The 1,454-nt window shown below is 44.6% G+C and carries 1 protein-coding gene; it reads right to left on the minus strand.

The annotated features are described in order from the left end of the window. Window positions 1–333: 333 nt before the first annotated feature. Window positions 334–1,454: M3 family metallopeptidase (locus tag R7044_RS24035; RefSeq protein WP_225455850.1), on the minus strand; the 1,121-nt coding region annotated here is incomplete at its 5' end.

Raw genomic sequence — 1,454 nt, forward strand, 5'->3', positions numbered from 1 at the left:
CAAAAATCCGATACCCATTTGCGCCATGCACTCAAATCAAGCATTGAGGCGTTTATTTTTTAAACAATTACAAAGTGTTAGGGCTGTGAACTTTACCACAGCCTTCTGTAAGATCATTATGATTTGATCAAGTTTGAGTGTCTGTTAACCTTTTGAGCCGATTTTTTCGGCGGTGTGCGGATTCTTTATACAATACATAGCCATTTGCTTTGTCACTGCTTCTATGAGCAAACGGCTATGCGAATCAAAGAAGCCGCCAGTACCACCAAATAGTTCGAACTAAAGCGCTATCCGAGCAAGATTTATCGACTAGAGTCAACAGAACTCAACCTCTTATTGGCTACGCTGCGCAAGTAGGCGTTCAAACTCATCGACTTTGTCGCGCACGAGCTCCCCGCTTTGTTGCCAGAAGTCTGGTTTGGTCAAATCCATCGATAGATGTTTTTCAACCACCTCTTCTGCCATCATGTTGCCAGTATCACGCAGTAAATTAACGTAATCAATGTAGAAGTTTTCACCTTTAGCTTCACGTTGCGCATAAATGCCTTTACTGAACAAGAAGCCGAATAGATACGGATAGTTATAGAAACTCACATCGGCAATCGAGAAGTGCAGCTTGCTTGCCCAAAAATAGGGGTCAGCTTCACTCATCACGTCTCCGTACCAATCTTTCCACGTTTCTGACATCAGATTACAGAAATCCTGAGCGGTTAATTCTCCCTCCTGACGACGTTCGTAGAATGCTTTTTCAAACTCGTATCGAACAGGAATATTGATCATTAACGCCAGCGCAGAAGACAACTCTTCCCAAAGCATTTCGAGTTTGTCGTCCACACTTTCTGCTTTCGAGATCAAATGATCGCGTACGATATTCTCTGCAAAAATAGAAGCGGTTTCTGCCAGTGTCATTGGGTAGTAAGTTTGGCAAAGCGGCAGATCTCGAATAACCCAGTTATGGAAGGCATGACCAAGTTCGTGAGCCAATGTCATCAAATCAGAACGGCTACCACTCCACGTCATGAATACCAACGGTGTGCGCGTAGCTGGTAGTTTAGTGCAGTACGCCCCCAAACGTTTATTGGCATTTGGCGCGGCATCAATCCAACCGTTTTGAACCATCAAACGCACAAACTCAGACATCTCTGGGTTGACGGTTTCAAACGCTTCGCAAATCACATCGATTGCTTCATTGAAATCGTAGACTTTAGCATCACCGCTTAATGCAGGCATTGCAGCAAGGTGGTTCCACGGCTTCATCTCATCCAAACCGTGCACTTGTGCCATCAATTTACCGGCTTTTTGGCCAATATCACGACTGTCCTTCGCCACTTTAATCATGGCAGCCAAGGTTTCAGATTGAATGCGGCTACCGTACAAACTTGGTTCTAAAAAGTGTACCTCTCGCTTAGTCGAGCGCTTTTTGTTTTCAGTTAAACGCCAGCCTGCAAGTGCAT

The organism is Vibrio sp. 1402, from assembly GCF_033340275.1.